This window comes from uncultured Campylobacter sp., from assembly GCF_938018035.1.
Classification (GTDB): domain Bacteria; phylum Campylobacterota; class Campylobacteria; order Campylobacterales; family Campylobacteraceae; genus Campylobacter_B.
In genome coordinates this window covers 1-2939 of sequence record NZ_CALIJF010000236.1, presented here as the reverse complement: position 1 = coordinate 2939, position 2939 = coordinate 1, and the positions used below count along the sequence as shown (strand labels likewise).

At 47.8% G+C, this 2939-nt stretch carries 3 protein-coding genes; all 3 read right to left on the bottom strand.

Annotated features, from left to right (window positions below; genetic code table 11):
• Window positions 1-146 precede the first annotated feature (146 nt).
• The gene (locus Q0257_RS07090) at window positions 147-518 is read right to left on the bottom strand and encodes a hypothetical protein (protein ID WP_298023340.1); all 372 of its coding nucleotides are present in this window, start codon (window positions 516-518) and stop codon (window positions 147-149) included.
• Window positions 511-1959: a nicotinate phosphoribosyltransferase gene (locus tag Q0257_RS07085; protein WP_298023337.1), complete on the bottom strand. Its 1449-nt coding sequence runs from the start codon at window positions 1957-1959 to the stop codon at window positions 511-513. The genes Q0257_RS07090 and Q0257_RS07085 overlap by 8 nt, the downstream gene beginning before the upstream one ends.
• Window positions 1960-2003: 44 nt before the next feature.
• Window positions 2004-2939: malic enzyme-like NAD(P)-binding protein (locus tag Q0257_RS07080; protein ID WP_298023334.1), on the bottom strand; the 936-nt coding region annotated here is incomplete at its 5' end.

Below are 2939 nucleotides of genomic sequence, written 5' to 3'. Positions count from 1 at the left end.
AGCGGAAGGGATTTTAAAAATACGTGAAATGGGAGCAAATTTAGATAATCGATTTTGCCTAGTAACATAACTTTCTCCGAATTTAGCGCAGGAAAAGAGGGTTAAATTCCGGCGCTAAATCGGAATTTAACCAAAAATTTTAAAGTTTATTTGACCTCGGTGATCGGGATGGATTTGTATTTGCTAAACTCCACTATGCCCTCACCTTTTTTGAAGTGGATGCTCACTCCGTCTTTGTTCTCCATATAGATGCCGTCTGCGGCTCGCTCGCGCTTGAGGTTGTAGCTTTTGCCGCTATCGTCCTCTAGCACGGCGGTATTGAAATCGTCGTTTGAACTAAGCGATAGTTTTTTGCCCTGCTCATCGACGAAATAGAAGGTCTTTGCGTTCTCTTTGGTTATGGTTTTTTCGCTCTGCGCTTGCTTATTCATAGCGCTATCCGGGGATTGGCGGAGCTGGTTTGAGCCGCATCCTAGCAAAACTAACGCCAAAGCGGCGCACGATAGAACTTTAAACATATTTCTCCTTTAAATTTAGGTTACACTCGTTGATGAGTGATTTTCGTATATCCCAAAGCTTTTGAGAGAGATCCACTTTGTAGCTCTGCGGATGGACGTTGCGAAGGTGCTCGAGCCAAAATTTACTCTTCTGCTCCTTGCTAAAACGCGCGATTTCGCTTACCGTGCGGCGGGCGCCTACGAATTTGCCCTCCCTGAAAACGGGCCGCAAGAGCTTATGCGCGCTGAAATTCGTTAAAATTTTACGCTTATAGGTGTAAAGAGGGTGGAAAATTTCAAGCGGCGCGCTCTCATCTATGCTCTCTTCATCAAACGCAATCAGATCGGCAAGCGCCATGCCGTTATCCTTGTCGAAGAGCCTAAAGACCTGCTTATAGCCGGGGTTGTTGATCTTGCGCGGATCGTTTGAAATTTTGATCTTAGCCACGATCTCGCCATCTTTTTCGATACCGCTTAGCTTATACACGCCGCCTAGACTTGAACTATCTCCGCCCGTAATAAGCCTCGTGCCGATCCCCCAGCTATCGATTTTAGCGTCGAAAAGCTTAAGCTGATCGATCGCGTATTCGTCCAGATCATTCGACGCTGTGATCTTTGCGTTCTTAAAGCCCGCCGCGTCGAGCATCTTACGCGCCTGCTTAGTCAAATACTCCAGATCGCCCGAATCTATGCGGATTCCAAGCGGCTCATGACCGCTTGCGCGCAGCTCCTCAAAAACCTTGATCGCATTCGGCACGCCGCTTGCGAGAGTATCGTAGGTATCGACGAGCAAAAGCGTGCTGTTCGGATAAATTTTAGCGTAGGCGCGAAACGCCTCCAGCTCGCTATCAAAGCTCTGAATCCACGAGTGCGAGTGGGTGCCGATCGCGGGCACGTCGAATTTCTTTGCGGCGAGCACATTTGACGTGGCGCTGCAACCGCCTATAATCGCAGCCTTTGCGCCGTAGATGCCCGCACTTCGCCCCTGAGCGCGGCGCAAGCCAAACTCCATCACCAAATCACCTTTGGCGCTAAAGTTTATACGCGAGCTTTTCGTAGCGATGAGAGTTTGGAAATTTATCGTATTTAGGATCGCTGTCTCGATGAGCTGCGCTTCCATAATGTTTGCCTTGACGCGGATCAGCGGCTCGTGCGGAAATACGATCTGCCCCTCATCCATTGCGTAAATTTCGCCTCTAAATTTAAAGCCTCTTAGAAATTCCAAAAATTCGGGCTTAAATAAATTTAGACTTTTTAGATATGCGATGTCGTCGTCGCTAAATTTTAAGTTTTCGATATAATCCACAACCTCGTTTAAGCCGCAAAATATCGCGTAACCGCCGCCGCTTGGGTTTTTACGATAAAAAACGTCAAAAACCGCTGTCTGATCGGGCTTTGTAAAAAAATAGCCCTGCATCATGCTAAGCTGATAAAAATCGGTAAGTAAAGCTAAATTTTGCATCTGCGTCTCTTAAATTTAATCTCGCCCCGATTTGGAGCGAGAGATCATATCTTTTTTGCTTCCAGGCTCTTTTTATAAGCCGCAGCGTCGAACTCTTTGACGCGAGCGACACCGTCATCTACCGCAGCTTTTGCAACCGCCGTCGAGATCACGGCAAATACGCGCGGATCGAAAGGATTTGGGATAACGTAGTCTTTGCCGAATTTCAAGCTATCTTTGCCCAGCATCTTGCGGATTTCTGCAGGAACTTCTTCGCGAGCAAGATCCGCCATCGCACGAGCGGCAGCAATTTTCATATTTTCCGTAATCTTTTTGGCTCTTACGTCAAGCGCGCCACGGAAGATATACGGAAAGCCCAAAACGTTATTGATCTGATTTGCAAAGTCGCTTCTGCCGGTGCCTACGATCGCGTCGTTTCTTACTTCCTCGACCTCGCTTGGATAAATTTCCGGTACCGGATTTGCAAGCGCAAAAATGATTGGATGCGGCGCCATAGTCTTTACCATCTCTTTGGTTAAAACGCCCGGCTTGCTAAGGCCCAAAAACATATCCGCGCCCTTCATCGCGTCCTCTAGCGTGCGATCTGCGGTGTCTAGGGCAAATTCTTTCTTTTGCTCGGTAAGATCGGTGCGACCCTTGTGGATCACCCCTTTGGAATCGAGCATTATGATATGTTTGGCGCCTAAATTACGATACATCTTTGCACACGCTATGCCAGCAGCGCCCGAGCCGCTTACGACGATCTTCATATCCTCGATCTTTTTGCCGCTGATAAGGGCTGCATTGATTAGCCCTGCGCCCGTAATCATAGCGGTGCCATGTTGATCGTCGTGCATGACGGGGATATCGACGGCTTTTTGTAGCTCGCGCTCGATCTCGAAGCACTCGGGAGCTTTGATATCCTCTAAATTTATACCGCCGAATGTAGGCGCTATCGCTTTGCAAATTTCAATTATCTTTTTAGGATCTTTTTCATCGAT